Here is a 22,028-nt window from a genome sequence, read left to right as displayed (position 1 = left end):
GCCTCACATCACACAGTGCCCGACATGAGCGTGCCCGTCCTCTCCGTGCGCAACCTGCGCGTCGAATTCGCCAGCCGGCGCGGCGCGCTGCGTGCCATCGACGGTGTGTCCTTCGATATCGCCAAGGGCGAGGTGCTGGGCGTGGTCGGCGAATCCGGCGCCGGGAAATCGGTGACGGGACTTGCAGCGATCGGCCTGATCGATCCGCCCGGGCGCATCGCAGGCGGCGAGATCCTGCTGTCGGGCCTGCGCATCGACAACCTGCCGGCGGAGGCGATGCGCCGGATTCGCGGCAAGCGCATCGCCATGATCTTTCAGGATCCGCTGACCAGTCTCAATCCGCTGTATCGCATTGGCGACCAGCTGGTGGAGACCATCCGCACCCATCTCAACATGAACGAGACGCAGGCACGCAAGCGCGCGGTGGATCTGCTGGCCGAGGTCGGCATTCCCGCGCCTGACAAGCGCGTCGATGCCTATCCGCATGAATTTTCAGGCGGCATGCGGCAGCGCGTGGTGATCGCGCTGGCGATCGCGGCCGAGCCCGAACTGATCATCGCCGACGAGCCGACCACCGCGCTCGACGTCTCCGTGCAGGCGCAGATCATCGCGCTGATCAAGCGGCTCGGCCGCGACCACGGCACGGCGGTGATGCTGGTCACCCACGACATGGGTGTGATCGCCGAGACGTCCGACCGCGTCGCCGTGATGTATTCCGGGCGCATCGCCGAGATCGGACCGGTGCGCGACGTGGTGCAAAACCCGCTGCATCCCTATGCCAAGGGATTGATGGGCGCGATTCCGACGCTGACGGGCGACGCGTCGCAGCGGCTGGTGCAGATTCCGGGAAGCATGCCGCGGCTGTCGGCCATTCCGCAGGGCTGTGCGTTCAATCCGCGCTGCAGTTTTGCGTTCGACCGCTGTCGTATCGAGCGGCCGGAGCCGATCGCTGTTGGCGCCCAGCAGGTCGCCTGTCATCTCTATGATCCCGATCATCTCCATGATCATGCCCATGCGGAGAGCGCGGCATGACGGCGCTGGTGCAGGCACGCAATCTCAAACGCGCCTTCGATGTCTCGAAGCCCTGGCTCAACCGCGTCATCGAGCGCAGCCCGATGGAGTTTCTGAAAGCGGTCGACGGCGTGTCGTTCGAGATCAGGCGCGGCGAGACCTTTGCGCTGGTCGGCGAATCCGGTTCGGGCAAGAGCACGGTGGCGCGGATGGTGGTCGGGCTGCTGCCGCCGACATCCGGCGACGTCATCATCGACGGCGTCTCGATGAGCGATCCCGGGCAGGCCGGCGCGCGCAAGCTGCTGCGCAAGCGCATCCAGATGATCTTCCAGGATCCCTATGCGAGCCTCAATCCGCGGCTGCGCGTCGATGCGATCATCGCCGAACCGATCCGCGCCTTCGATCTCATTCAGGGCGAGCGCGACATTCGCGGGCGCGTCGGCGAATTATTGACGCTGGTGGGCCTGCATCCCGACGACGGGCAGAAATACCCGCATCAGTTCTCCGGCGGCCAGCGCCAGCGTATCGCGATTGCCCGCGCACTCGCCTCAGAGGCGGAGTTCATCGTCTGCGACGAGCCGACCTCAGCGCTGGATGTCTCGGTGCAGGCGCAGATTCTCAACCTGATGCGCGAACTGCAGGACAAATTCGGCCTGACCTATCTGTTCATCAGCCACAACCTTGCTGTGGTCCGGCACATGGCTGACCGGATCGGCGTGATGTATCTCGGGCGAATCGTGGAGATTGCGGAAGGGCGCGAACTCTTCCGCGCGCCGCGCATGCCCTATACGCGCATGCTGCTGGGCGCAGTGCCGGATCTGGCCATGTCAGGCCGCGCGCGCATCGCGGTCTCCGGCGAGATTCCCAATCCGATCGATCCGCCCTCCGGCTGCACGTTTCATCCGCGCTGCCCGGAAGTGTTCGATCTCTGTCGCAAGGTGGTGCCGGATCTGGTCGACGGCGTTGCCTGTCATGCGGTCAACAAACTGATCGCACCACCAAACACAGCTACTCCCGCCGCACGGTGATAGTTACGATCAGCGCGCACTCAGATCAGGGTGTCCTGAAACGACAACGCGGCAGGCACCGCAGGGTATCGGCAACAGACCCCCACAGCACCCACCGCGAAATCATTCAGCCGACACTATCGGCTGCAGGACCGGCCCGGCAAGATCACTAACGCATGAACGTCAGTGAGTCTCCGGACCCGATCCGATCAATCTTCTGCCGGCTCCTCGCCGTCACCGCCGTCTTCGTCGCGCTCGACGGGACCGGCGAGAATCTGCTCGGCGATCAGGCCGGAATTCTGCCGGATCGAGGCTTCGATCTTGGCGGTCATGTCCGGATTGGCTTTCAGGAAGGCCTTGGAATTTTCGCGGCCCTGACCGAGACGCTGGCTGTCATAGGAGAACCAGGCGCCGGACTTCTCGACGATGCCGGCCTTGACGCCGAGATCGAGGATCTCGCCCATCTTGGAGACGCCTTCGCCATACATGATGTCGAATTCGACCTGCTTGAAGGGCGGCGCCAGCTTGTTCTTCACGACCTTGACGCGGGTCGAATTGCCGACCACTTCGTCGCGCTCCTTGATCGCGCCGATGCGGCGGATGTCGAGACGGACCGAGGCGTAGAATTTCAGCGCATTGCCGCCGGTGGTGGTCTCCGGCGAGCCATACATCACACCGATCTTCATGCGGATCTGGTTGATGAAGATCACCATCGTATTGGATTTGTTGATCGAGGCGGTTAGCTTGCGCAGCGCCTGGCTCATCAGACGAGCCTGCAGGCCGGGCAGCGCGTCGCCCATTTCGCCTTCGAGTTCGGCGCGCGGCACCAGCGCTGCCACGGAGTCGATGATCAGCACGTCCACCGCGCCGGAGCGCACCAGCGTGTCGGCGATTTCCAGCGCCTGTTCGCCGTGGTCCGGCTGCGAGATCAGGAGTTCATCGACATTGACCCCCAGCTTGCGGGCATAGACCGGGTCGAGCGCGTGTTCGGCGTCGATGAAGGCGCAGATGCCGCCCTTCTTCTGGGCCTCGGCGGCGCAATGCAGCGCCAAAGTGGTCTTGCCCGAGGATTCCGGTCCGTAGATCTCGATCACACGGCCCTTGGGCAGACCGCCGACGCCGAGCGCGATATCGAGGCCGAGCGAGCCCGACGAAATCACCTCGATGTCCATCGACCGGTCGTTCTTGCCGAGCTTCATCACCGAGCCCTTGCCGAACTGGCGCTCGATCTGGGAGAGCGCGGCCGACAGGGCCTTGGTCTTGTCCATGGAGGATCCTTCAACGATACGCAGGGCAGTCGGAGTGGTAGCCATTGATCTAGCTCCTTATGAAGGGATTCGCGACAGGACAAACGGCAAGCGCCAAAGGATGGCGGCGCTGTTCGGGTTGAAAACAATGTACCCTATCTGTTCTATGTTCGCAATATGTTCTTTTGGGAATTTTGGGTACTGCCTGTTTTGACCCTCAGTGGCCTAGTTTGATTTCGGCTGTGGCCTATTATGAAAAAATGACCGCAGAGAAAAAAATCGTTGCAACTGGGATTTGGCTTTACGACCGAACCGCCCCTAGGCGGATTGCTATCTACGCCCAGCCCGCGCGGTTTGCGTCGTCTCGATATGACAACGATGACCAATTGGACGAAAGCCGTCCGATTCCAGAAACGCCAGATGGACTCGTTTATACGTGCGACCTCACGGGAGGGAGCCACCACACCCTCGACGAGGCGAAGGATTGGGCCGACCAACAACCATGGGGGCCGGTTGAATGGGACTAAGGCCGCCTCAGTGGGCGGCCTCTTTCATTCTTCGTCATCTTCGTCGATATCGTTCAAAAACGACAGCCACCCGATTTGGACTCATCGAGCCACTTTTGAACCTTCCTGCACGTTTCCCGCACAACAGGATGTCCGCATCGCTCATGCGTTCAATCCGACATGGGAAGGTCACACGCCGTGAAGACGATCGCACTGCTCTCCGTCGCTGCCCTGTTGCTCGTGGAACTCAGCGGCGCGATGCCGAGGTCGAGCGTGGGTGGCCCGCTGACCATCATGCTGATCATGTTGATCGCCATGCTGGCCGTGGGAATTCACGAGGCCTGGACAAAGAAGCGCGGCCCGCTTGGATGGATCGCGAGTATTGTCGCTTCGGTCATCGGCGGCTTCGTGGCGGCGAGCCTGGTCAGCCTAGTCATGGACATGATCCGCCCGCACCTGCACCTCAACGGGTCGCTCGTATCCTCGCAACATCCTCTGCTCTATATCTCGCTCGCGGGCATGGCGATCCTCACGGTGCTCGGATCATGGATCACGCTGCAGATCCCACGCTGGTTCGTGACGCGCAGCGAAGCACCCCGTAGCGGTGCATGAGGCGGATCACCCTTCTTTGAACCTTCTTGCAGCTTTCCTGCACAACAGGGTGTGAAGTCAGCGAGTGATATCCGATGAACAGAAATCAGCGCATGGTCGTGGTAACAGCACTCTGCGTGATCGCAACCGTGCTGGCATTTACATTTCTCGTGTGGTCACACGGGCACATATCCAACGCCGCAAAATTTGTCGTCTTCTATACGAACACCGACCCCAGTTACCCCGGCCTCGTGAACTATTGGGGCATCTACATTCGGCACGGTCTTGCCGGATACCTGCTCGGTCTGATTGCGCCTATCTGCCTTCTGGCGGTCGCAGCATTCGTTGCCCTGGGCAGGCCTTCATCGGGCGATCTGGGAACGTTGCCAAGGTAAGGCCGCCTCGGGGCGCGGCCTCTTTTGGTCAGTGCAGCGGTTGAACCGGCCGGACGCCCGGGTCACCCCAAGACAGGCAAGTCGGGTCACACAAACTGCGAGCCCGGCACACTCTGGACAGTTCCCTGCCACCACTTTAGAACGCTTCTAGCCAGGGAGCGTGGATGCCCAAGCCAAAGAAAACCGCCGCCGAACTTCAGAAGATCATTCGAGAAGCCGCCGCAATCGCCGGGCCATGGCCCAAGAACATGAGCGTGATCATCTATTCGCTGGATGACAGCTGGCGCGTTATCGTCAGTTACTCGGATCCGGCACAGACGCCTTTTCGCGACAGGTTGATGGAGATCTGCCGGGGCCTCGCCCATTTCTACGATCTGGACGAGCCAGCCTAGAGTCGCCCGGCGTCCGCGCACCGCCCATGGCACCTGTGCCTTATCCCGCGCGATGCGTTTCGCGCGTGGCGATCAGGTCGCGGATCGGCTGCGCGATCGGTACCGGACGATGGGTCTTCTGATCGGTATTGACCCAGACGATCTCACCCGTCGCAAACAGATCGTCGGCAGCGCGCGCGAAGATGCCGAGCTCGAACACCAGACTGGAATTGCCGATCCGCGCCACGCGCGCGGCGACATCCAGCTCCTGATCGAACAGGATCGGCGCCTTGTATTCGATCACCGATTTGACGACGTGAAAGTCGACGCCGCTCACTTTGGCATCGGCAAACTGGTCATAGCCGAGCGCACGAAAATATTCGGTGATGGTCGTATCGAAGTAAGTGAGATAGTGCGCGTTGAACACGACGCCCTGGCCGTCGATCTCGGAATAGCGCACCCGAAACGGGTGGAAGAACCAGAACCGGTCGCGTGACATATGCCCCTCGCCTAAGACGGCGGCTTCGTTCTCCGCCCTGATGCTCCCTAGCCTCTCTTGTGCAGCGAAGCCAGCCGCCGCAGGGAGACGTCATGCCGCAACTCAGGTCCGCCTGATTGCCTTCAGCACAATGAAAATGTGCGACGCTGCGATGATCACCGACGCCAACATGAGACCGAGATTGGCGCCGTGAACCTTCTCCGGTGCGAAGGTCGTCGCCGTCCAGATGATCAGGCGCAGAGCATGAAGACGACCATGCCCCACAGCGCGATCCGTTTCGGCGCATCCCATGTCGGCTTGCCGTCGAAGCCCCACTGCATCGCAACGCGCTCACCTGCAATCCGCGGCTCGCCATAGAGGCTGCACCCGATCATCACGACCAGAGCACATGCAAAGACGATATCGGCCGACGACATGATTGCCCCATATGTGAAACCGCGGCCGGATGACGCCCGTATCTCATCCCATCATACCGCAACGATCATGGCGCCCGATACAATGGCCGCCTTCGATGACAACCCAGAGATGCATCACGGTTCCGAAAGCGGATCCCTGCACGCGACTGGCCGCGCAAAAAAACCGTTTATTCGCCGCAAATTTTGCACATTTCTATCGACGCACGGAACAAGTTAGTTTAGCGGTATCATTGTCTTACAGCAACCTCAGGTGCTGCAAGCCATTTACACGCGCGCCAGCTGTGGTCGTTTCCCGTGCCTCGATATTTCTTTCATATTATCGCCGAAAACACGTTCCTCGACGAAGAAGGGACGAGCTTCAAGGACGATCAGGAAGCGATGCTGCACGCACGTCAGCTCGCATCGGAGATGGTGCGCAGCCTCGGCGTCGTGAGGGGCGCGATCGTCGTCGAGAATGAAGACAGCGGCGGATTGTTCGAAGTGCCGCTGTCCTGGAGCAACTGACACAGGCGCATATGTCAGCGCTGCGCGCGGGCTTCAGTCAATTTGCGCGCCCGGCGGCACGAGCCCGCCGATGCGACGGTCATCGCCTGGTCAATTCGCAGCGCTGCCGGTCTTGGTGCGCGGCTGTTTCGCGGGCGCAGCCGCCTTCGGCGCATCGCTGCGCACATTGCCCCATGGATCGGCCGCGGCCTTGGTGTCGGGAATCTTGCGCAGCGACTCGCGATACGCCTTCTCGGTGATCGCGTCCTGCTCCTTCTCTTCCGCCGACTTGGTCTTCACCTCCGGCATCAGGTTCATCATCTGCGCGGCGGCCGGTCCGGTCAGAAGCGCGAGCGCTGCGACGACGCTGAATAGTTTGCTGGATCGTTTCATGGCACCAAAGCTCCGTGAATTTCGGAGGGGTTATACCACTGGCCATTCGGGCACGCCAAGCGCCTGACGCAAGGCACCCCGTCGTGCCTCACGCAGGTTGAAACCTTCGGAAACCGGGAAACCCGGGCGCTGGCCCGGACTGGAGCCTAGTCGCCCAGCACTTTCTCCGCGGCCGTCACGATGCTGATGGTCGGGTGCGCCGCGCAATAGGTGCCGAACTTCTTGGCGTTCTCGACGAACACCTCGGTGTCGATGATCGCATCGTCCGAGTCGCCCTTGTACCAGCCGTCCATCCAGGTCAGCACCATCTTGATCTCGTCGGGACCGGATTCGACGAATTGCTTGCAGGACATGGTGGACAGATCGAGCACGACAGCCTGGGCCGGCGCGGCAGAGAACATAGCAGCGGCAGTCAGAAACGCGCAGGCGAATTTCATCATGATCCCCTTCCCCGAAAAATGACGCCGGCCGATGGCTGGCCGAGCGTTCTCAGCCCGACGGTATCATGGAGCCCATTTCCTTTATTTGATATTTTTGTGAAATCTTCTGATCCCCCAGAACTTCACGAAGGATGAACAGGCGGGTCCGGATTTCTGCGATCGGCTTTATCGGCCGGCAAGATCGCGGTGCTAGACGTGGCGCATGCAGACGATGCGGACGACGACCATGATCGAGAAACGAGCGGCTCAACGACACCGGGTTCTGAAGCGCGGCACGCTGGCCTTTGGCGGCGGCGGTATCGATTGCACCGTCCGCAACCTCTCGGCCTCCGGCGCGCGTGTCGATATCGCGAGCCCGCTCGGCCTGCCGTCGCATTTCATGCTGGTGATCGAGGCGGATCACTTCATCCGCCGCTGCCGGCCGGTCTGGAATAACGACCGCCAGCTTGGCGTGGCGTTCGAGTAGACGCCCGTCAGTAGCGCCCGCGGCCGCCATAGTTGCCGCCGCCGTAACCGCCATAGCCTCCACCGCCGTAATAGACGCGCGGTACCGGCTCATAATAGACCGGCGGCGCACGGCGGATGATGACCTCTTCCTCCACGATCTCGCGGCCGCGCCGCGGTGGTGGCGATGGCTTGTCGGCGCGCTTCTTCGTGGGCTCGGTGGTTTTCTCCGCTTTCTTCGATGCAGGCGCTGCTGCGGGCGGCGTGCCGCACGGGCATGTCGGGCCCGGTCCGGCCAATGCGACATTGGTCGGTGCGCTCGCCGCCGCATCCGGCACCGGCTTGTTGCGCGTGCGCTCCTCAAGCTTCTGCGCGGTCGATGTCAGATCGCTGTCGGGATATTTCGCCAGGAAGTCGCGATAGGACGGCGCGGTGTTGGTGATGACGGCGTTGTTCCACGCCACCATCTTGTAGTGACGGTCGAGCCATTCTTTCGCCTGCGGGCCGAGCGGCGGCTCGGCATAGAGGCCGACAAAGGCCTCATAGGCTTCCACCGACCCATCCGAGACGATCAGATTGTTGGCGTCCTGCACCGGCTTGCCCTGCAGCTCCTTGCGCCATTGATCGACGGTCTTCTTGGTCACGGCGGGCTTGGCGCCGGCATCAGTGCCAAAGAAGCGAAAGTCATTGACCAGCGATGAGCTCTCCCACGGCGTCTGACGACCTTCGGTGGCCTGATTGACCGACAGTCGCACGCGCTTGAACGCATCCTCGATCGGCAGGCCCGGCTCGCGCCCCGCCTTCAGCAGCGCCGTCGTATAGGGGCTGTTGCCGTCCTTGCCGTCTTCGGCTTCGGCGCCGGGCGACGTCGAGAAGGACAGCAACGTGCCGGGCGTGCCGAATTTCACGTCGACCTGGGCGAGCCCGCGGCCGGTGGTCTTGCTGATAGCCGGAAACGGATTGTTGCGGCAGGCATCGAGCAGGATGATGCGGCTCTTGCTCGGCACGGATGTCAGCGTGTTCAGGATGTCATTGAGGCGCACCGCCTGCAGTGGAATATCGGCTTCGCGCTTCGGATCGATATCGACCGGCACCAGATAGTTCTCGCCGTCGATCTGCAAACCGTGGCCGGCATAGAACACCAGCGCCACCGTGTCGGGCCCCTTGGCGGACACATTGGCGGCGAAGCCGGCGATCCTGGCGCGCAGATCGGTCTGCGACAGGTCCGTGGCCGACTGCACCTCGAAGCCGGCATCGCCGAGCATCTGCGCCATGGCCTTGGCGTCATTGACCGGATTGGGGAGCGGCGCGATGGACCGATAGGAGGACTGCCCGATCACCAGCGCCAGACGACTCTCCGCCCATGCGGCTTGCGAGCCGAGCATTACCGTGGCTGCAACGATCGCGCTGCGAATGACAGGACGAACCATCGAACAGTCTCCCCGGCCTGGGCCAGCTCGCGCGACGGATAATTCCCCGCCTGATTCAACTGAAATCAGGATGGCCGCACGCCAACAATGCGACGGCCTGCCGCTGCCCAATTTGGTCGCTGTAAACGCAAGCACGGTTCACGGGAACCGCGTGCGACATATGCAGTCGAAGACTACTTTTTCTTCGCCGCCGTCGTGGGCGCGGGTGCAGGCGCGACGCCGCCCCACGGATCATATTTTTCCTTGGGAGTCGGAACGCGCTCCAAGGCGGCCTTGTAGGCCTTCTCGTCGATCTTCGGCTTTTCGGGCGCGGGCGCATGGTCGCTGCCGCCGCGCTTGCCGCCGCCCATCTGTGCGTTCGCCGGCGCAGCCAGAAGCGCCACTGCCGCGATCGCCAATACCAATGCTCTCATCATGCGTCCCTCCGGCGCCTTGATAGCCTGACGTGCAGGCCATTTTCCAGCCCCAACATGGCGAGGCCGCGACCATCGACCGCAGGTCCGCCCGTCCTTGGAAACGAGCGAATACCCCAGCATCCGCCACCCCGGCTGGCCCATATCCGCTGAAAACACAGGCTTTTCAGCGACCGTTTGGTGAACGATCGGTTACACATTCCCGTCAAATTTCGCGTCCGGAAAAACCGGATCTTGGAATGTTTCTCCTAGTCTCCGCAGACAGCAATGGAGAAGCGGCCTGCGCCGCCTTCCTTGCGACGGGGATCGGGGACGTGGTCGACATTGCGAACTCAGCCGGCATGCATGGCAGCAGACCGACGGGCGCCGGGATGACCGCGGCGAACCGCCCAGCGTCTGCGCCCGATGCGCTTGCGCCGCTCGCGGCAATCGCGCCCGAGCCATGGCGCGCTCTCGCGCAGCAGGCCGTCGAGCCGAACGGCTATTACCTCGCCGACTGGGAACTGGCCGTCAATGCATCCGCGCGCGGCCGCACCGATGTCGCCGCGCTCAGTGCCTGGATGACCGACGCCGGAATGCCGCGCTTGATCGGATTGCTGCCGGTGATCACCGCACGCCGCGCCTATCGCCTTCCGCTTCCCGCCTTGGTCAGCGCCGATCCCTATGGCACGCTGTCCACGCCACTGCTCGATCGCGACATGGCGGCTGATGCTGTGACACACCTGCTGGAACAGGCTCGCAAGGCCGGTGCGCATGCGCTGATCCTCGAAAACGTCTCGCTCGATGGCGCCTCAATGCAGGCGATCCGCAAGTCACTCGCCATGCAGGATCTCACACCGCGCATCCTGCAATCCCACGCCCGCGCCTGCCTCGACGCCACACGCGATGCCGACGACTTGCTGCGCGACGCGCTCGGTGCGAAGAAGCTGAAAGAACTGCGCCGCCAGCGCAATCGTCTCGCCGAACATGGCGATGTGACCTTCCACATCGCACGCACGCCGGCGGAAATCGCTGCGACCATCGACACGTTCCTGACGCTGGAAGCGAGTGGATGGAAGGGCAAACGCGGCACCGCCCTGATGCAGGATGCCGGCGACAACACCTTCATCCGTAGTGCCACCAAGGCGCTCGCCGAACACGGCCAATGCGAGATCGTCACATTGCGCGCCGGCGACACGCCGGTCGCCTCCGGTGTGCTGCTCAGGCATCTCGACCGCGCCTTCTACTTCAAGCTCGGCGTCGACGAGCGCTTCGCCAAACTATCCCCTGGTGTGCAGCTCACGCTCGACGTGACGCGGCATCTCTGCGCCGATCCCGTGATTGCAAGCGCCGACTCCACGGCCAATGCCGGTCATCCCATGATTGATCCGATCTGGCGTGGCCGCCTTGCCATCGGCGACGTGCTGATTCCGCTGCGCAAGCACGATCCGCTGGTATCGCTGATCCACGGCGCGCTCACCTTGCGTCGCTCGATCCGCGAGCCGCTGCGGCACGTCGCCCGCTCCATCCGCAACCGCCTCCGATAGATATCCAGGGGTTCAACCATGAACGCTGCAACTGACGTCGCGCCGGTGATCTCGGCCGCCAATCAATCGCTCAAGAACGATTTTCCGCTGAAGCCGTTCGCCATCAAGCACAAGCTCGCCGGACATCCGCTGCTGACGCTGCAGCGTATCGCGCAACTCGCATCCGAACTGCCGCGCGATCTCATCGAATACAATTCGGGAAAGGTCGCGATCAGCCAGGACCCCGACGCGATCCCGTCGGTGGATCTCGACCCGGTCGAAGTGGTCAAGCGCATCGAGACCGCTGGTGCGTGGATGGTGCTGAAGCGGATCGAGAACTCGCCGGAGTATCGCCAACTGCTCGAAGACACGTTGCTGTCGGTGGCGCGCGCCCGCGGCTTCAACAGCCTGCTCGATGCCGGTTTCGAACAGCTCGAAGGCTTCCTGTTCGTGTCGTCGCCGAATTCGACCACGCCGTTCCATCTCGACAGCGAGGATAATTTCTTCGTCCAGATCCATGGCGAGAAGTTTTTCACGATCTATGACAACAGCGACCGCGCCATCGTTTCCGACGACGAGATCGAACGCTCGATGACCAAGCATCGCAATCTCAAATTCGACGACAGTTTCGCACCGCGCGCCGTCGAGTTTCACATGTTCGATGGCGATGGCTGCTACGTGCCCTATCAGTGGCCACACTGGGTGCGCACCGCCGGCTCGTTCTCGATCTCGATAGCGATCACCTGGAAGACCAAGGAAGTGCGCCGCGTCAACGACCTGCACTTCTTCAACTCGATGCTGCGCGGCCTTGGCTTCCCGCAGAAGCCGCCGGGACAGCAGCCGATGCTGGACACGTTGAAGCTCGCCTTCTACCGGACGGTGACCACGGCGATCAAACCGCTGCGTAGCTCACTGGCCATGCGCAAACTGCTGCGCCGCATCGCGCTCGGCAAGAAGGCGAATTATTATTTGAAGGGCGCGTAAGGCGCGCCCTACTCCGCCGCCTCGGCGTTCACTTCCGCCGAGACCTGACGGATCGCACGCGCAAGTTTTTCGGCATCCTGCGCACCGGACACCGCATATTTTCCGGCGAACACGAAAGTCGGCACGCCGGAGATGCCTTTGTCCGCGGCTTCCTTGGCGTTGCCGGAAATCAGTTCGACATCCTCGTCGGTGGCAAGGCGCTTGCGGATATCGTCCGCATCGAGTCCGACATCGGCCGCCGCCTGGACCAGCGTCTCGCTTTGGGTGAGGTCGCCGCCGTCGCGGAAATACAATTCCATCAGACGCTGCTTGACCTCGGCCGACTTGCCGGAGGCTTCGGCCCAATGGATCAGCCGGTGGCAATCGATGGTGTTCGGCTGGCGCTTCACGCTGTCCGGCCGGTAGGTCAGGCCCTCCTGCTCGGCCGCATCGACGACACGGCCGGCAATGCCTTTGTAGGCTTCGACCGAACCGAATTTGGTCTCCAGATAGGTCGAGCGATCGATGCCCTCGCGCGGGATCCACGGATTAAGGAAGAACGGCCGCCAATTGACATGCACCGGCACGTCGGGGACCAACGCCAGCGCATTCTCGATGCGGCGCTTGCCGATATAGCACCACGGGCACACGACGTCGGAGACGATATCGATCTGAAGCGGCTTGATGGTGCTCATGGGCGGGCTCCCTGTATTTGTTCCGCCCACAAATAGGCGTCATGGACATCACGGACAAGGCCGTCAGTTCCCCTTTGAAGCGATCTCCCGGAGCCTGTTCGCCGTGACGTCATCTGCCGGAAAGAACGTCTCGATGGCGATTTCCGACAGGGTGATATCCAGCGGCGTCCCGAAGGTCATGGTCGTCGACATGAAGCTCAGCACGTCGTCGCCGAGCTTCATGCGGAATGGCACCACGACGCTGTCGGCCGCAATCGGCGCCGAGCGCGCCGGAATCGGATAGGTCTTCAGCTCCTGATACAGCTTCAATAACTCCGGATCGGCGGTCGCCTCGCATTGTCGATGCAGACGTTCCAGCAGATGCGCGCACCATTCGCCGAGATTGACAGTGCGCGAGGCCAACGCCTCCGGATGAAAGCTCAGCCGCAGCACGTTGAAGGGCTGCCCGAGCAAGCGCGGCGCGATGCCTTCCAGCAGCGGCATCACCATTCGGTTGGCCGCGACCAGATTCCAGTGCCGATCGACCGCCAGCGCCGGATTGGGCTCATGGGCCTTCAGCACGAGGTCAATGGCCTGTCGCGCTGAATTCAGCGCGGGATCGTCCAGCGCCCGCTCCGGAAAGGCCGGTGCGAAGCCAGCAGCCACCAGCAAGACATTGCGCTCGCGCAGCGGCACGTCGAGCCGCTCGGCCAGCCGCAACACCATCTCGCGCGAGGGCGAGGCGCGGCCGGTCTCCAGGAAACTCAGATGACGCGTGGAAATCTCGGCATCGCCGGCCAGATCCAGCTGGCTCAGGCGGCGGCGCTGCCGCCATTCGCGCAAATGATGGCCGATCCCGGCGGGCCGGGATGTTGCGGAGGACGCTGCAAGCTGTGTGTTCATGGCAAAAAGCTAACACGCGAATTTCGCAGCTTCCATGACCTCACAGGTAATCGATTTGGCTCCGCCGCGCCGTCATGGTCGGGACATCCACAACGACCAACCGAAGGACAACGACCATGATCAATCCCTCTCTCCTGCTCCGCCGCGCCATCCAGATCGACGCCATCGTTAGCGGCGCCATGGCGCTGCTGCTGACCTTTGCCACGGGCCTGCTGGCGCCCCTACTGCATCTGCCTGAAGCACTGCTGCTGGAATCCGGCCTGTTTCTGATCGCCTATGCGGCGCTGGTCGGCTGGCTCGGCACCCGCGCGACCATGCCGAAGCTGCTGGTGCTGGTGATCATCATCGGCAATGCGCTGTGGACTCTGGGCAGCATCGGCCTGCTGTTTTCGGGCGCGGTGACGCCGAACCTGCTCGGCCAGATCTTCGTGGCCGCGCAGGCGATCGCAGTCGGTGTGTTTGCGGAGCTGCAATATATCGGGCTGCGCCGGAGCGCAGCGGTACAGGCAGCTTAAGCCGCCTTGCTCCTGACCTTGCCGGCCTTTGCCTTGCTAGCCTTGGCCGACCTGGATTTAGCCGACTTGGCCTTAACAGACTTGGCCTTGGTCGCTGCGGAGGTCTTCTCCGCGGCGGCCTTGGTCGTTTTGGCTTTGCCCGAAGCCGCTTTGCCCGAAGACTTGGCCTTCTTGGCCTTATCTTTGGCCCTCTTGGCCTTCGCCTTTTCTTCCTTCTTCAGCGCCTTGCGCTCGGCCTTCTCCTTGGCCTTGAGCTTCTCGGCACGTGCCTCGGCGCGCTTCTTCTTGCGCTTCTTCTCGCAGGAATCGCACTTGCAGCCGATCGGCTTCAGGTATTCCTTGAAATACTCCGTGCCGTAATCGTAGTTGATCTCTTCGCCCGGCTCGATCTTCTTGATCGAGCGGATGATGATCTTCTTCTTCGCCGCATTGACGTCGGACTCAGCGTTCGGCTTGCAGGCGTGGTTGATATAGCGCGCGATGTTCTTGCGGATCGAACCATCGACGGTCCAGCGCTTGCTGATCTGGAACAGATACTTGTTCTCGATCGCGTCGTGCTTCTCGTTCTTCGAATCCAGCAGGGGCCCGAAGTATTGGACGATCTTGACGCCCTTCTTGATCGGCTGGGTGGCGAAAAGACCGAGACCGGTTTTGGAACGGCCGATGCGATATGGCTTAGCGGAAGTCGAGGCGGGCATGGGATGAGGAACTGACGCTGCTGGAGACAAAATGAAGGCTGACCAAGCTGTCTAGCGCGATTCAACCAGCCCTGTCAGCCGCTTCGGTTGAACCTTCCCCAGCTTGTGAACGTCAAAGCAGCACCTTTCCCGTGCTGGATGCCCTGAAATGCCCCGCCTGCCCGCCCTCGCTGTCGCCACACTGACGATCCTGCTCGGCGCGCCCTCGCTCGCCGCGGCCAACACTATCGGCAGCGTCTACACGTCGACGACCGACAACGACTGCCGCAAAGCGTCCAACCTCAAAATCGATGGCGATGACTACGCCGCGGAACGGACTTGCCGCGGCCCAGCTGGTCTCGTCGTGGTGAAGAACGAGGACGACCTGCGCGAGACCATCACGGTCGGACGCAGCGCCAGCGCCGCTGACAAGGAGCCGGCGGCATCGCAAGGCTTCGGTCCGTTCAACTCCACCACCAACACGATCGAATGGCGCGTCATTGGCGGCAAACCATTCGCGATGATCCAGCGCTGGCACATCGCCGACAACGACGATCCCGAGAAAAATGGCCGGCCAAAATCCAAACAGATGCTGGTGGTCACGCGGTTGCCGCCGGGCGCCGTGTGCCATGTCGCCTATATCGACGTGACGGCCAATCCGGAGGCCAACGAGCTGGCCCGCAAAGCCGCTGACGAACTCGCCCGCGGCTTCGATTGCAAGACGGACAAGGTCAGCGTGATCGGCATCGGCGGCCGGGCTACGGCACTGGCGATGGCATCGCGTAACATCCCGGGCCCGGCCAAGTAGGTTCAGATCGATCGTGCGGTCAAAGTTTCGGTATTTTCGCCGCGTCGATCACCGCCGTCCATCGCGCGATTTCCGACGTGACCAATTCACGCATTTCCGGCGGCGTGCTTCCCCGCACCTCGCCACCGATCGCCGCTTCCAGCCGCGCCCTGATCCCCGGGTCGGCCAGAGACTTCAGAACGGCCGCGTTGAGTTGGGCGATGATCCCCGGTGGGGTGCCCTTCGGCGCCAGCAGCCCGGCCCACGTCCTGACATCGAACCCCTTCAGACCTGCCTCGCCGGCCGATGGAACATTCGGCAGCAAAGCACTCCGGGTCGATGATGTGACGGCGAGGCCGCGCACCGCACCACTCTCGATCTGCGGCGCAACAAGCACGCTGGTGCCAACGATCATCGGCACATCGCCCGCGAGTAGCGCGGTGATCGCCTGGGAGTCGCCGCGGTAGGGCACGTGCAACACGTCGATGCCGGCTGCTGCTTTCAACAATTCGCCAGCAAGGTGATGCGTGCTGCCGAAGCCGACCGATCCGAAACTTAGGGATCCCGGCTTGGCCTTTGCGAGCGCGATGAGCTCTCCCAGCGTCTTTGCTTCATAGTCGCTGCGGGTAGCGACGACGAGCGCGTAGTAGACGATCGTGGAGATCATCTCGAAACTATCGACGGGTTGATAGGACAACGATTTGTAAAGCCCTGCCGAAATCGCATGGCCTCCGGTTACAAGGCCGAGCGTGTATCCGTCAGGCGCTGCCTTGGCGACCGCGTCCGATGCGAGATTCCCGCCTGCGCCAGGCTTCGCTTCGACGATGACGGTCTCATTGAGCTGTTTCGCCAGCCCGTCGGCAACGACGCGGGAGAGCGTGTCCGCCGCCCCACCCGATGCGAAACCGTGAACGATACGAATGACACGATTTGGGTATACTTGCGCTGAGGCGCCAGGCACGTCGATCGACGAGACTATAAATATAGACACCCCGAGGCATGCGAGAACTCTGCCCCGAATAGATTTCGACCGCTGGCTCATTATTTCCTCCCCTTTTATTTCTTCAGCACTGATCGCCGTGGTGCCGATCTGTCGCTTCATGGCGGCGACTTTGTCGGCAGCGATGTCATGTCGCCTTGCGTTTGAACTCCGCGAGCTCCGGCGATGGAGCCGGCCCCCAGATATCTCGGGGGAGACCTACCCAGACCTTGGGGCGCTGCGGACGATCCCGGTGCCATGGGCGTGGTTCGAAATAGCCGAGATCTTCATCGATCATCTGATCGAGATCGAAGAACAGTTCGATGAGATGGCCATCGGGGTCGCGGTGATAGATCGCAACATTGTGGCCCGGGCCATGACGCACCGGCCCCCACAGGATCTGCATCTTCTTGCGCCCGAGCAGGTCGCAGGCGCGATGCATGTGCGAGGCATCACGGAGCTCGAACGCCGCGTGATGCAATCGCCGACCCGGGCCGCGCGCGAAATTGACGGAGTGATGATCAAAACCACACCGCATGAAGACGAAGGCGTCCTCGATCCAGTCCGACACCCGGAAATTCAGCACGTCACCATAAAACTTCGACGCCTTCAGCGGGTCTTGCGTGTAGAGCGCGATATGGCCGAGGCGGTCGGCTGCAATGCCGCCGACAGGCTGCTCCGCGACAGCGAATGTCGGCCCCGCAAGCAGCTCGATCTCCATTTCCTCGAAGTCGCGGAACAGCACCGAACGGGACACGCCAGGAAGCGGATCGGACTGGATCTCAGCCGCAATTCCAGCGCGCGACAGTGTAGCCACCAGGTCGGCGAAATCCAGATCGAGCGCCACTTCGAAGGTCAATCGCCGACAGGCCGCCTGATCGCCACGCTGCAGGACGACGGCGAGTTCATCCGAGTCGGTGGCCAGCGATGCGCGACTGGCGTCACGCGTCACCACACCGAGTCCGACCACCGTTTGATAGTAGTCGATCTGCCTGTCGATATCAGGCGTAACGAACGTCACATGCCTGATGCGTTTTACCTTGATCATGTGGTCCTCCGTATCTCGTTCCAGACCGATAGCCGTTCGCCTACGGGGTCATGATGATCTTGCCGAGCGCGCCCCCGGACTCCAGCAGCGTGTGCGCCTGCCGGACCTCGGATAATTTCAGCCGTGCCGAGATTGCGGGCTTGATCTCCCCGCGCCCAAGCAGCGAGATCAACTTCCCCATGATGGCGCGGCGCGCATCGCGGTCATGATCGTAGATGTGAAAGGAGAAACAGCGGATAGCCGGACAGACGTCGAGATACTTCCGCATCTCTCCCATCAAGTTTTCTTCGGGAAGGCCGGCGAAGGCGTTGTAGGAGACCAGCGTCCCCCATTTGCCGAGCACGCCAAGATAGGAGACGAATTCGGGACCGCAAACATGGTCGAGCACGAGGCCGACGCCGCTCCCCCCGGTCAATTCGCGCGTCCGCGCGACGACGTCCTCGTCACGATAGAAGATCACGTGGTCGGCGCCGTTGGATTTGGCGAACCGGGCTTTTTCGGGGGTGCTGACCGTACCGATCACCGTCATGCCTGCCAGCTTCGCCAATTGCACGATCGACGTACCGACGCCGCCCGCAGCACCAATCACAAGCACACTGCCAGCGGGATTACGCCCACCGCATTCATGGAGCAGCGCCCAGGCCACTTGATAGTTGGCAAGACAGACGGCGTCCTGAAGATCGACGGCATCAGGCAACAGATGAATGGCATCGGCCGGCGCCACCACATATTCGGCGTAACAGCCGCCGCGCTGTGACAGATCGCGGGCGCTCAGCAAAACCTTCTGCCCGACCGAGATACCGACAACACCGTGACCGACCGCGGAGATGCGCCCGGCGACATCATTCCCCGGATTGGCCGGTAGTGGCGGCATCCACTTGTAAACGCCGCGCCGGATCAAGGCGTCCGGCTGGCCGACGCCAAAAGCCTCCGCCTTGATCCGCACCTCTTTCGGGCCCGGAGCCGGAATGGCGACATCGACATAATCGAGCGCGTCGGGACCACCGGGACGATGAACCAGCACAGCCTTCATGAATCCACCCTGCAGAAGGTATTTTCGAAAATATGTACTATTGCGAAAATTATTGCAATAGCGGTCATGCGCCGGCATTCTGCAACCAGCCGGCACCATCAGCCGGCGGAATCTGAGGTCCATTCCATGACTGCTTCGGCCGTCAAATCGCGCAAAGAATTCGGCAAAACACTCGCAGTCGATATCACGCACCGACTGCGTCAGGATATCGTCGCTTGCCGGCTCAAGCCTGGCGAACCGCTAAAATTCGATGCCTTGAAGCTCGCTTTCGGCGCAAGCTTCACGACGCTGCGCGAGGCGCTGACGTCGCTGACGGCGGACGGCCTGGTCGTTGCCGAGGAGCAGCGTGGCTTTCGCGTGGCGCCCGTTACGAGCGACGACCTGATCGACATCACCCAGACCCGGATCCTGATCGAGATCGAACTGCTCAGCCGCTCCATCGCAAATGGCGGAGACGACTGGGAAATAGCGGTTATGTCGACCCTGCACAGGCTGGGACGCATTGAGGAAAGGCTTCCCGGTAATCACGTCGAGAATCCGGAATGGCAGATCGCCCACCGCCAGTTTCACGAGGCGCTGGTGTCGTGCGGGCGCTCCCCGACGTTGTTCGGCATTCGGGCTTCGCTGTTCGAGCGCGCCGAACGCTATCGAAACCTGTCCGCCATGTTTCGCCCCCAACCACGCGACAAGGTCGGTGAGCATCGCGCCATCATGCAGGCCGCGATTGCCCGCGATACAAATCTCGCGACGTCCTTGATCGACCAGCACATCCGCAGCACCTCCGACAATGTCGTGAAATACGCGTCTCATCTGCTGACCGAATCCTGAGACGGGATTGCCGGCTTGCCGGCGAAGAAACAGACGGCAGGCCCAACATCCCACGTGGAAAGTCGCCGCAGGCGCCGCCAGCCCCCTTGCCAGGCTTTATTTTCGAAAATATAATAAACTTACGAAATTTCGATATCAAGGATTACATAGGAAGACCTCATCATGAAGCTATTGTCTTTCAGCCATCAGCAGCGCGAGAGCTGGGGAGCCGTCGTCAACGACGCGATCGTCGATCTCGGCAAGGCGCTCCCGCACTATCCGACGCTCGCCGATTTCATCGCCAGCCCCGACTTCGCCAAGCGCGACCAGATTGTTGACGGACACAAGCCGGACCTGAAGCTCTCGGACATCAGCTACCTGCCGGTGATCCCCCGCCCCGAAAAGATCGTCTGCGCGGTGCGCAACTATCTCGACCACCACAAGGAAGCGGTGGCTCATGGCATGGACCGTCAGATCACCGAATTCCCGCCGATCTTTCTGCGGGTCTGGCGCTCACAGGTTGGCCACAACCAGCCGGTGATCCGGCCGAAAGTCTCCACGCACCTGGACTGGGAAGGTGAACTCGCCGTCGTGATCGGAAAGGGCGGTCGACACATTCCCGAGAGCGAAGCCATGGATCACATCGCGGGCTATTCGATTTATAACGACGTCAGCGTCCGCGATTATCAGCGACACGCACAGCAGATCGCGGCCGGCAAGAATTTCGTCGGCACCGGACCGTTCGGCCCGTGGCTGGTGACGACCGATGAAGTCAGCGATCCCACCAAGCTCAAGCTCGAAACCCGCGTGAATGGTGACATCGTCCAATCCTCGGACACATCCTTTTTGATCTTCTCGATTCCCCGGCTGATCAACTATGCGTCGGAAATCTTCGACCTCGTCCCGGGTGACGTCATTGCAACGGGAACGCCTGCCGGCGTCGGCTTTACGCGGAAGCCTCCGATCTTCCTGAAGGCCGGCGACGTCGTCGAAGTCGAAATCGAGAAGCTCGGCATCCTCAGCAATCCCGTCATCGACGAGTAGTCAGCGGACGGCTTCCTCACAACGCTCGCAAAACACGGACTGGGTCAGCCATGACATCCTATGACATTCGCAAGACCCAGATTTCCGTCGAGACGGTCTGGCACGAACGTGGGCCGCGTCTCTCGCAGCCGCTCCATGTCGGCACGGCGCTTGCGATCATCCGCAATCCTTTTGCTGGTCGCTACGAGCCCGACCTGATGGCCTTCCAGGCCCAACTACGCGAACTTGGACGCACACTTGCGGCCGAACTCGTTCAGGCGCTCGGCGGCAAGGACAAGATCGAAGCCTACGGCAAGGGCATGATCGTCGGTGAAGATGGCGAGCTCGAACATGCAGCGGTGTGGCATGAGGCCGGCGGCTGGACGATGCGCGAGATTCTCGGCCAGCCCAAAGCCATCGTGCCGGCCGCGAAGACCGTCGGCGGGATCGGCACACGGTTGATGGTCCCGCTCGGCCATATCGAAGCGGCCTATGTCCGCAGTCATTTCAGCACTGCTGAAATGACTGTCTGGGATGGCCCGCGTCGCGACGAGATCGCCTTCGGCCTGGTGATGGCCACCGGCGGAAGACCGCATGCACGTATTGGCGGGCTGGCCGCGTCCGATATCTCGGTGCATGACGGACAGCGATAGCTACCGCAAACAGCGCCTGCACACGACGCAGGCGCTTCGCAAAGAGTTTCGCTACTTCGGCGTCTCCATCGCCCTGGCGACGGTGATCTTCAACATCTCGACGAACAGCTTCTCTGCGTCGGTGCCATCAGGCAAGCGGCGCAGGATATCAGTGAGCCGGCCATCGAGGGTCAGCATGGTGAAACCATGCACCAGCGACCACGTCCGCGCGATCTGTGCGGCCTGTTCGATGGTCAGCGCATCGGTGGCGACATTGCCCGGATGATGTGCGCCGACCACGCTGGCAAGACCGGCGAAGGATGCATTGGCGGCCTCGCGCAGATTCGGCCGCGTCATGTCGAGCCGCTCGGTACGAAACATCAGTTGATACATGCCGGGCTGCGCACGTGCATAAGCGAGATAGGCCTTGGCGCGGGCGAGCGCGCTTTCGAGCGGCGTCGTGCCGCTCGCACCAGCCGCAGTCATTGTGGCGTTGAAGTTGCGAAAACCGATGGCGGCGAGTTCGCTGACGAGGCCGGTGAGATCGCCGAAGTGATGCGTCGGAGCCGCATGCGAGACGCCGGCTTCGCGGGCGACGGCGCGCAGCGTCAGGCCAGATAGTCCATCGCGCTCCAGCACGATTTCCGCGGCTTTCAGCAGCGCGCCGTGCAAGTCCCCGTGATGATAGGGAGATTCGGCGCCAGCGGTTTTTTTGGCCACGCCCTTGGCTTGCGAATTTCCTGCGGCCTTCTTGCGGCGGTCTTGCGGCACGGGGCGCGGTTTCGCGGTCTTGGTCTGCTTCGTCATGGTCATGTTATAGGTCGTCATTTTTACAC

General features: G+C 61.9%; 28 protein-coding genes. 14 read left to right on the top strand and 14 right to left on the bottom strand.

What is annotated here, in order from left to right; all coding sequences use genetic code 11:
- Nucleotides 1-24 precede the first annotated feature (24 nt).
- Both AC1DUY_RS13875 and AC1DUY_RS13870 read left to right on the top strand, forming a co-directional pair.
- On the top strand, nt 25-1,032 hold the full coding sequence (locus tag AC1DUY_RS13875) for an ABC transporter ATP-binding protein (protein ID WP_478114937.1): 1,008 nt from the start codon (nt 25-27) through the stop codon (nt 1,030-1,032).
- Nucleotides 1,029-2,039 (top strand): ABC transporter ATP-binding protein, encoded by a 1,011-nt coding sequence (locus AC1DUY_RS13870; protein ID WP_478114935.1) that lies wholly within the window; start codon nt 1,029-1,031, stop codon nt 2,037-2,039. Before AC1DUY_RS13875 ends, AC1DUY_RS13870 begins: the two co-directional genes overlap by 4 nt.
- 188 nt (nt 2,040-2,227) lie before the next feature.
- On the opposite strand, the gene recA is transcribed toward AC1DUY_RS13870, so the two are convergent.
- Nucleotides 2,228-3,331 (bottom strand): recombinase RecA, encoded by a 1,104-nt coding sequence (gene recA / locus AC1DUY_RS13865; protein WP_093756585.1) that lies wholly within the window; start codon nt 3,329-3,331, stop codon nt 2,228-2,230.
- Between the two features lie 638 nt (nt 3,332-3,969).
- Here recA and AC1DUY_RS13860 point away from each other — a divergent pair.
- From AC1DUY_RS13860 to AC1DUY_RS13850, 3 genes are all read left to right on the top strand, one after another.
- Nucleotides 3,970-4,383 (top strand): hypothetical protein, encoded by a 414-nt coding sequence (locus AC1DUY_RS13860; protein ID WP_478114933.1) that lies wholly within the window; start codon nt 3,970-3,972, stop codon nt 4,381-4,383.
- A 74-nt stretch (nt 4,384-4,457) separates the two neighbouring features.
- Nucleotides 4,458-4,757: a hypothetical protein gene (locus AC1DUY_RS13855; protein WP_478114931.1), complete on the top strand. Its 300-nt coding sequence runs from the start codon at nt 4,458-4,460 to the stop codon at nt 4,755-4,757.
- Nucleotides 4,758-4,921: 164 nt separating this feature from the next.
- The gene (locus tag AC1DUY_RS13850; RefSeq protein ID WP_068735728.1) at nt 4,922-5,149 is read left to right on the top strand and encodes a hypothetical protein; all 228 of its coding nucleotides are present in this window, start codon (nt 4,922-4,924) and stop codon (nt 5,147-5,149) included.
- Nucleotides 5,150-5,189: 40 nt separating this feature from the next.
- Here AC1DUY_RS13850 and AC1DUY_RS13845 read toward each other — a convergent pair whose 3' ends face one another.
- Complete coding sequence (locus AC1DUY_RS13845; RefSeq protein WP_439066800.1) at nt 5,190-5,627, bottom strand: acyl-CoA thioesterase; 438 nt, start codon at nt 5,625-5,627, stop codon at nt 5,190-5,192.
- A 230-nt stretch (nt 5,628-5,857) separates the two neighbouring features.
- The gene (locus tag AC1DUY_RS13840; protein WP_478114928.1) at nt 5,858-6,043 is read right to left on the bottom strand and encodes a hypothetical protein; all 186 of its coding nucleotides are present in this window, start codon (nt 6,041-6,043) and stop codon (nt 5,858-5,860) included.
- 294 nt (nt 6,044-6,337) lie between these two features.
- Between AC1DUY_RS13840 and AC1DUY_RS13835 the strand changes: the two genes are divergently transcribed.
- On the top strand, nt 6,338-6,547 hold the full coding sequence (locus AC1DUY_RS13835; protein WP_089265143.1) for a DUF6894 family protein: 210 nt from the start codon (nt 6,338-6,340) through the stop codon (nt 6,545-6,547).
- Between the two features lie 90 nt (nt 6,548-6,637).
- On the opposite strand, the gene AC1DUY_RS13830 is transcribed toward AC1DUY_RS13835, so the two are convergent.
- Together AC1DUY_RS13830 and AC1DUY_RS13825 are read right to left on the bottom strand one after the other, a co-directional pair.
- Nucleotides 6,638-6,919 (bottom strand): hypothetical protein, encoded by a 282-nt coding sequence (locus AC1DUY_RS13830; protein WP_315843033.1) that lies wholly within the window; start codon nt 6,917-6,919, stop codon nt 6,638-6,640.
- Nucleotides 6,920-7,065: 146 nt separating this feature from the next.
- A complete protein-coding gene (locus AC1DUY_RS13825; RefSeq protein ID WP_093757295.1) occupies nt 7,066-7,356 on the bottom strand; it encodes an HdeA/HdeB family chaperone in 291 nt (96 codons plus the stop codon).
- A gap of 229 nt (nt 7,357-7,585) precedes the next feature.
- On the opposite strand from AC1DUY_RS13825, the gene AC1DUY_RS13820 reads away from it, so the two are divergent.
- A complete protein-coding gene (locus tag AC1DUY_RS13820) occupies nt 7,586-7,825 on the top strand; it encodes a PilZ domain-containing protein (RefSeq protein WP_478114926.1) in 240 nt (79 codons plus the stop codon).
- 7 nt (nt 7,826-7,832) lie between these two features.
- Here AC1DUY_RS13820 and AC1DUY_RS13815 read toward each other — a convergent pair whose 3' ends face one another.
- Complete coding sequence (locus tag AC1DUY_RS13815) at nt 7,833-9,233, bottom strand: caspase family protein (RefSeq protein WP_478114924.1); 1,401 nt, start codon at nt 9,231-9,233, stop codon at nt 7,833-7,835.
- Nucleotides 9,234-9,406: 173 nt separating this feature from the next.
- On the bottom strand, nt 9,407-9,646 hold the full coding sequence (locus AC1DUY_RS13810; RefSeq protein WP_315844197.1) for a hypothetical protein: 240 nt from the start codon (nt 9,644-9,646) through the stop codon (nt 9,407-9,409).
- 314 nt (nt 9,647-9,960) lie between these two features.
- Here AC1DUY_RS13810 and AC1DUY_RS13805 point away from each other — a divergent pair, with 314 nt between their 5' ends.
- Nucleotides 9,961-11,172, top strand: a complete 1,212-nt coding sequence (locus AC1DUY_RS13805; protein ID WP_478115277.1) for a GNAT family N-acetyltransferase — start codon at nt 9,961-9,963, stop codon at nt 11,170-11,172.
- A gap of 18 nt (nt 11,173-11,190) precedes the next feature.
- A complete protein-coding gene (locus AC1DUY_RS13800) occupies nt 11,191-12,135 on the top strand; it encodes a JmjC domain-containing protein (protein ID WP_478114922.1) in 945 nt (314 codons plus the stop codon).
- Nucleotides 12,136-12,143: 8 nt separating this feature from the next.
- On the opposite strand, the gene AC1DUY_RS13795 is transcribed toward AC1DUY_RS13800, so the two are convergent.
- Together AC1DUY_RS13795 and AC1DUY_RS13790 are read right to left on the bottom strand one after the other, a co-directional pair.
- Complete coding sequence (locus AC1DUY_RS13795; RefSeq protein WP_175366536.1) at nt 12,144-12,809, bottom strand: DsbA family oxidoreductase; 666 nt, start codon at nt 12,807-12,809, stop codon at nt 12,144-12,146.
- A 63-nt stretch (nt 12,810-12,872) separates the two neighbouring features.
- Entirely contained in the window at nt 12,873-13,691 is an 819-nt protein-coding gene (locus tag AC1DUY_RS13790; protein WP_478114919.1) for a helix-turn-helix domain-containing protein, read from the bottom strand.
- 116 nt (nt 13,692-13,807) lie between these two features.
- Here AC1DUY_RS13790 and AC1DUY_RS13785 point away from each other — a divergent pair, with 116 nt between their 5' ends.
- Complete coding sequence (locus tag AC1DUY_RS13785) at nt 13,808-14,206, top strand: hypothetical protein (protein WP_439059296.1); 399 nt, start codon at nt 13,808-13,810, stop codon at nt 14,204-14,206.
- Here AC1DUY_RS13785 and AC1DUY_RS13780 read toward each other — a convergent pair.
- On the bottom strand, nt 14,203-14,904 hold the full coding sequence (locus AC1DUY_RS13780) for an SET domain-containing protein (protein WP_439059298.1): 702 nt from the start codon (nt 14,902-14,904) through the stop codon (nt 14,203-14,205). The two genes, AC1DUY_RS13785 and AC1DUY_RS13780, sit on opposite strands and share 4 nt — an antisense overlap.
- 148 nt (nt 14,905-15,052) lie before the next feature.
- Here AC1DUY_RS13780 and AC1DUY_RS13775 point away from each other — a divergent pair, with 148 nt between their 5' ends.
- Complete coding sequence (locus tag AC1DUY_RS13775) at nt 15,053-15,691, top strand: hypothetical protein (RefSeq protein WP_231079936.1); 639 nt, start codon at nt 15,053-15,055, stop codon at nt 15,689-15,691.
- A 19-nt stretch (nt 15,692-15,710) separates the two neighbouring features.
- On the opposite strand, the gene AC1DUY_RS13770 is transcribed toward AC1DUY_RS13775, so the two are convergent.
- From AC1DUY_RS13770 to AC1DUY_RS13760, 3 genes are all read right to left on the bottom strand, one after another.
- Nucleotides 15,711-16,661 (bottom strand): tripartite tricarboxylate transporter substrate binding protein, encoded by a 951-nt coding sequence (locus tag AC1DUY_RS13770; RefSeq protein WP_439059301.1) that lies wholly within the window; start codon nt 16,659-16,661, stop codon nt 15,711-15,713.
- Nucleotides 16,662-16,797: 136 nt separating this feature from the next.
- Nucleotides 16,798-17,697 (bottom strand): VOC family protein, encoded by a 900-nt coding sequence (locus tag AC1DUY_RS13765; protein ID WP_439066805.1) that lies wholly within the window; start codon nt 17,695-17,697, stop codon nt 16,798-16,800.
- Nucleotides 17,698-17,737: 40 nt separating this feature from the next.
- Nucleotides 17,738-18,730, bottom strand: a complete 993-nt coding sequence (locus tag AC1DUY_RS13760; RefSeq protein WP_478114916.1) for a zinc-dependent alcohol dehydrogenase family protein — start codon at nt 18,728-18,730, stop codon at nt 17,738-17,740.
- On the opposite strand from AC1DUY_RS13760, the gene AC1DUY_RS13755 reads away from it, so the two are divergent.
- The 3 genes from AC1DUY_RS13755 to AC1DUY_RS13745 all read left to right on the top strand — a co-directional run bounded on the left by AC1DUY_RS13755 (nt 18,710) and on the right by AC1DUY_RS13745 (nt 21,213).
- Entirely contained in the window at nt 18,710-19,558 is an 849-nt protein-coding gene (locus tag AC1DUY_RS13755) for a GntR family transcriptional regulator (protein ID WP_478114914.1), read from the top strand. The two genes, AC1DUY_RS13760 and AC1DUY_RS13755, sit on opposite strands and share 21 nt — an antisense overlap.
- A gap of 162 nt (nt 19,559-19,720) precedes the next feature.
- On the top strand, nt 19,721-20,581 hold the full coding sequence (locus tag AC1DUY_RS13750) for a fumarylacetoacetate hydrolase family protein (RefSeq protein ID WP_478114912.1): 861 nt from the start codon (nt 19,721-19,723) through the stop codon (nt 20,579-20,581).
- A gap of 50 nt (nt 20,582-20,631) precedes the next feature.
- A complete protein-coding gene (locus tag AC1DUY_RS13745) occupies nt 20,632-21,213 on the top strand; it encodes an amino acid synthesis family protein (protein WP_478114910.1) in 582 nt (193 codons plus the stop codon).
- 51 nt (nt 21,214-21,264) lie between these two features.
- Here AC1DUY_RS13745 and AC1DUY_RS13740 read toward each other — a convergent pair whose 3' ends face one another.
- Complete coding sequence (locus AC1DUY_RS13740; RefSeq protein WP_309948665.1) at nt 21,265-21,999, bottom strand: TetR/AcrR family transcriptional regulator; 735 nt, start codon at nt 21,997-21,999, stop codon at nt 21,265-21,267.
- Nucleotides 22,000-22,028 lie beyond the last annotated feature (29 nt).

The organism is Tardiphaga sp. P4_G1 (genome assembly GCF_056401215.1).
Note: the sequence above shows the minus strand (reverse complement) of the source record. Positions and strands in the feature narration are given on the sequence as shown.

Coding starts and splice junctions, on each gene's coding strand:
- AC1DUY_RS13850 (WP_068735728.1), top strand. CDS start 4,922: ATGCCCAAGCCAAAGAAAACCGCCGCCGAACTTCAGAAGATCATTCGA.
- AC1DUY_RS13845 (WP_439066800.1), bottom strand. CDS start 5,627: ATGTCACGCGACCGGTTCTGGTTCTTCCACCCGTTTCGGGTGCGCTAT.
- AC1DUY_RS13800 (WP_478114922.1), top strand. CDS start 11,191: ATGAACGCTGCAACTGACGTCGCGCCGGTGATCTCGGCCGCCAATCAA.
- AC1DUY_RS13760 (WP_478114916.1), bottom strand. CDS start 18,730: ATGAAGGCTGTGCTGGTTCATCGTCCCGGTGGTCCCGACGCGCTCGAT.
- AC1DUY_RS13745 (WP_478114910.1), top strand. CDS start 20,632: ATGACATCCTATGACATTCGCAAGACCCAGATTTCCGTCGAGACGGTC.
- AC1DUY_RS13740 (WP_309948665.1), bottom strand. CDS start 21,999: ATGACGAAGCAGACCAAGACCGCGAAACCGCGCCCCGTGCCGCAAGAC.
- AC1DUY_RS13875 (WP_478114937.1), top strand. CDS start 25: ATGAGCGTGCCCGTCCTCTCCGTGCGCAACCTGCGCGTCGAATTCGCC.
- AC1DUY_RS13785 (WP_439059296.1), top strand. CDS start 13,808: ATGATCAATCCCTCTCTCCTGCTCCGCCGCGCCATCCAGATCGACGCC.
- AC1DUY_RS13815 (WP_478114924.1), bottom strand. CDS start 9,233: ATGGTTCGTCCTGTCATTCGCAGCGCGATCGTTGCAGCCACGGTAATG.
- AC1DUY_RS13810 (WP_315844197.1), bottom strand. CDS start 9,646: ATGAGAGCATTGGTATTGGCGATCGCGGCAGTGGCGCTTCTGGCTGCG.
- AC1DUY_RS13750 (WP_478114912.1), top strand. CDS start 19,721: ATGAAGCTATTGTCTTTCAGCCATCAGCAGCGCGAGAGCTGGGGAGCC.
- AC1DUY_RS13780 (WP_439059298.1), bottom strand. CDS start 14,904: ATGCCCGCCTCGACTTCCGCTAAGCCATATCGCATCGGCCGTTCCAAA.
- AC1DUY_RS13820 (WP_478114926.1), top strand. CDS start 7,586: ATGATCGAGAAACGAGCGGCTCAACGACACCGGGTTCTGAAGCGCGGC.
- AC1DUY_RS13775 (WP_231079936.1), top strand. CDS start 15,053: ATGCCCCGCCTGCCCGCCCTCGCTGTCGCCACACTGACGATCCTGCTC.
- AC1DUY_RS13855 (WP_478114931.1), top strand. CDS start 4,458: ATGAACAGAAATCAGCGCATGGTCGTGGTAACAGCACTCTGCGTGATC.
- AC1DUY_RS13795 (WP_175366536.1), bottom strand. CDS start 12,809: ATGAGCACCATCAAGCCGCTTCAGATCGATATCGTCTCCGACGTCGTG.
- recA (WP_093756585.1), bottom strand. CDS start 3,331: ATGGCTACCACTCCGACTGCCCTGCGTATCGTTGAAGGATCCTCCATG.
- AC1DUY_RS13755 (WP_478114914.1), top strand. CDS start 18,710: ATGAACCAGCACAGCCTTCATGAATCCACCCTGCAGAAGGTATTTTCG.
- AC1DUY_RS13790 (WP_478114919.1), bottom strand. CDS start 13,691: ATGAACACACAGCTTGCAGCGTCCTCCGCAACATCCCGGCCCGCCGGG.
- AC1DUY_RS13765 (WP_439066805.1), bottom strand. CDS start 17,697: ATGATCAAGGTAAAACGCATCAGGCATGTGACGTTCGTTACGCCTGAT.
- AC1DUY_RS13840 (WP_478114928.1), bottom strand. CDS start 6,043: ATGTCGTCGGCCGATATCGTCTTTGCATGTGCTCTGGTCGTGATGATC.
- AC1DUY_RS13825 (WP_093757295.1), bottom strand. CDS start 7,356: ATGAAATTCGCCTGCGCGTTTCTGACTGCCGCTGCTATGTTCTCTGCC.
- AC1DUY_RS13830 (WP_315843033.1), bottom strand. CDS start 6,919: ATGAAACGATCCAGCAAACTATTCAGCGTCGTCGCAGCGCTCGCGCTT.
- AC1DUY_RS13870 (WP_478114935.1), top strand. CDS start 1,029: ATGACGGCGCTGGTGCAGGCACGCAATCTCAAACGCGCCTTCGATGTC.